Genomic DNA, 2,399 nt, shown 5'->3' on the forward strand with positions numbered 1-2,399 from the left:
CCCGGCCTTCTCGCCGTGCTTCCTGACGATCCGCGCGGCGGTGGTGGCCGCTACCGCGCCGGAGCTGATCAACTGCTGCACATCGGTATTCGCGTTGCCTACGACCAACACCTGGTCGACGTGCTGACGGGTGCGCCCCATCTTCTGGGCGATCTGTTCGACGGTCCATCCGAACGCAATGAGCCGCTTGTAGCCGTGTGCGAGCTCAAGAGGGGACAGCTTGCGCCCCTCCTGGGAAGTGATCACGCGGAGCACGCGCTCAGCGTCGTTACCGCCGAACGCAACGATGGGCACCCAGAACTCGCCGTTCGGGTCACGTGGCAGCCGGCCCTCGGCGTCAAGCTTCAGGTAAGCGCGCCGGCGGCGGTGCCCGTCGACAACCCACATGCCGCCTTCTTCGCGGGGCCGCACTTCAAGGGCCGGAACGATGCCGCCCTGGTGCAGGTAGTCGGCCAGATCCGCGATGCTCTGCTCGAGGTCTTCGCCCTCGGCGCGCAGGTTGAAGCCGGGTTCTTCGTGAAGGTCTTCGAGGCGAGCCTTCATCGCATCCGCGCGCTTCAGGTCGCCGTCCTTGATCATCTGCTTGAACGATTTGGCCGCCATGAGGCCTCCGTCTGTTGTGATTGCGTGGTGGCTGTATGGGGGAGTGGTCTGGCCGGTGCTGATCTCCGGCAGCCGATGACTTATCACAGACACCCACGGCATCGGCCGCTGGCAGTAGGGTTTCCCCGTCATCCCGCTCTCGTCTGTCTGCGCATTCAGACCACTCTCCGATACAGCCTGGCGATGGGGAGCCAGGTGGATCGGGCAGTTAACGTCAGGCTGACGTGGCGCTGGCTGTTCAGTCGTACAGGCGGTAGCTCAGGTCGTCAGGGTCGCAGTCGATCACCAGAATGGCGTTGCCGAAGTACAGCGATGCCAGCATGCGCTCCCACTTCGAGTACACCTGCATGTCTATGGCGATCTTCTTGTCGTCGAGCTTGGCGCTATAGACTTCGCCGAACTGCACCCTTGGCTTCCAGCGATCCCCGGTCTCGCGCTCGCCCTCGATGCTGATGTGAATGGCGTGTTTCAGGCTGTAGTTGCTTCGACCGGAGGATGAGTAGAGGCCGCTCCGGTAGCTGACTTCCGGCTCCGGATCGAAGTAGATGCTCAGCGTCTTGTGGGAGTAGTTGCCGTCGCCTTCTTCGAAGCGAACCTCAGGGCGCTCCCACTGGCCTTCGGCCGCACTCTCCTTGTGGTGCTCGATGAATTCCTCGAACAGGGCCTTGAGCGACACCTCGCCGCTCAGCAGGCCGTCGCCGGTAAGCACCTCGGTGATCGACTTGTCGGCTTGTTCCAAGATAACCGCGCTCAGTGCCGCCGACTCCCAGCGCTGGCGAAGTGCATTTGCGACGATGGCGTTGTATCGCTGAAGGTCGAACACGTCGGAGACGTTGGCCGGCAGCGCGGCCTTGACAGCCTCCTTGACGGTGCCGCCGAAATCTCCGTAAGAGCGAAAAGCGTCGCTCACGACTTCCTTGAACATCTTGTCGATACCTTCGTCAATCAGTTCGCGCGGTCTGTCGGATGCTGCGTAAAGGGTGACTCTTTCTGCTAGCAGGTCTTGCAGGGTTTGCTGGCTCATCTGGTGCATGCTCCGTGCATTCGGTTGACTTCCCGTCTGGCCCTCGGTGGAGGGCCAGCCAGTGAAATCGGTGTTTCTCCGCACCTGCATGCGGGTCATTCGCTCGGTTCAGCATTTCGCTTCGTCCGCCGTCGCAGTGGTCTGCGCGTTGGCAGGCTTTCGGGCCTGTCGGATCGCCGGTCGCCGTAGAGGCAGGCTTGGTTGTTTCCCCTGGATTTCTTTCGCCCGCCAGGAGACAGCTCGGGCTGACCTAACCGGCGTTGCCGGGTAGTCGTTCATGGCGCGGGTTGTGAAAGAGCGGTCGGCTCGGTGGCCTCCCTTGAACCAAAAAGGTACACAGGGTGAGGTGAAATTAGTATCGAAAAGGTACATTGTCAATACCTTGGTTGTACCTTTCTGGCTCTTATAGGGATTCTGATTGATCGCATACTGTATGCATGTACAGTTGATGAGGTGCTTATGGCTAAGAATCAGAAGCAGCAGGCGTACGAGGTCACGCCGACTGATCGCCTGGGGATGCGAGCGTCCGCGATGATCAACTCACCGAAGGCGCAGGAACTGGGGAAGGTGACGATTCACCGGCTGGACAGTGATCCGGCGGAAGCGTGGGATGCGGTGATGGAGGTTCTGGCTGAGGCGGACGGTATCGACCTGGTGTTCAACGACGACGGCACCGTAACGCTGAGGTGGGATAGGCAGGAGGGATGGGAGAACTAACAAATACGGGCAGGCCTCTGGTGGCTGCCTGCCCGCCATGGTTGGCTATTTTTTT

3 protein-coding genes are annotated in these 2,399 nt (G+C 60.8%); 1 reads left to right on the forward strand and 2 read right to left on the reverse strand.

The window, feature by feature from the left end:
* Both HMPREF2914_RS03865 and HMPREF2914_RS03870 read right to left on the reverse strand, forming a co-directional pair.
* Positions 1-603: ParB/RepB/Spo0J family partition protein (locus HMPREF2914_RS03865; protein ID WP_070702802.1), on the reverse strand; the 603-nt coding region annotated here is incomplete at its 3' end.
* Positions 604-841: 238 nt separating this feature from the next.
* A complete protein-coding gene (locus HMPREF2914_RS03870; protein WP_023980498.1) occupies positions 842-1,627 on the reverse strand; it encodes a hypothetical protein in 786 nt (261 codons plus the stop codon).
* Between the two features lie 459 nt (positions 1,628-2,086).
* Here HMPREF2914_RS03870 and HMPREF2914_RS03875 point away from each other — a divergent pair, with 459 nt between their 5' ends.
* A complete protein-coding gene (locus HMPREF2914_RS03875) occupies positions 2,087-2,344 on the forward strand; it encodes a DUF1654 domain-containing protein (RefSeq protein ID WP_023980904.1) in 258 nt (85 codons plus the stop codon).
* The last annotated feature ends 55 nt before the right edge of the window (positions 2,345-2,399 follow it).

This window comes from Pseudomonas sp. HMSC067G02, assembly GCF_001813485.1.
GTDB classification, from domain to species: domain Bacteria; phylum Pseudomonadota; class Gammaproteobacteria; order Pseudomonadales; family Pseudomonadaceae; genus Pseudomonas; species Pseudomonas aeruginosa.

Excerpts from the sequence above, each read along its gene's own strand:
- HMPREF2914_RS03870 (WP_023980498.1), bottom strand. The coding sequence starts at position 1,627 with ATGAGCCAGCAAACCCTGCAAGACCTGCTAGCAGAAAGAGTCACCCTT.
- HMPREF2914_RS03875 (WP_023980904.1), top strand. The coding sequence starts at position 2,087 with ATGGCTAAGAATCAGAAGCAGCAGGCGTACGAGGTCACGCCGACTGAT.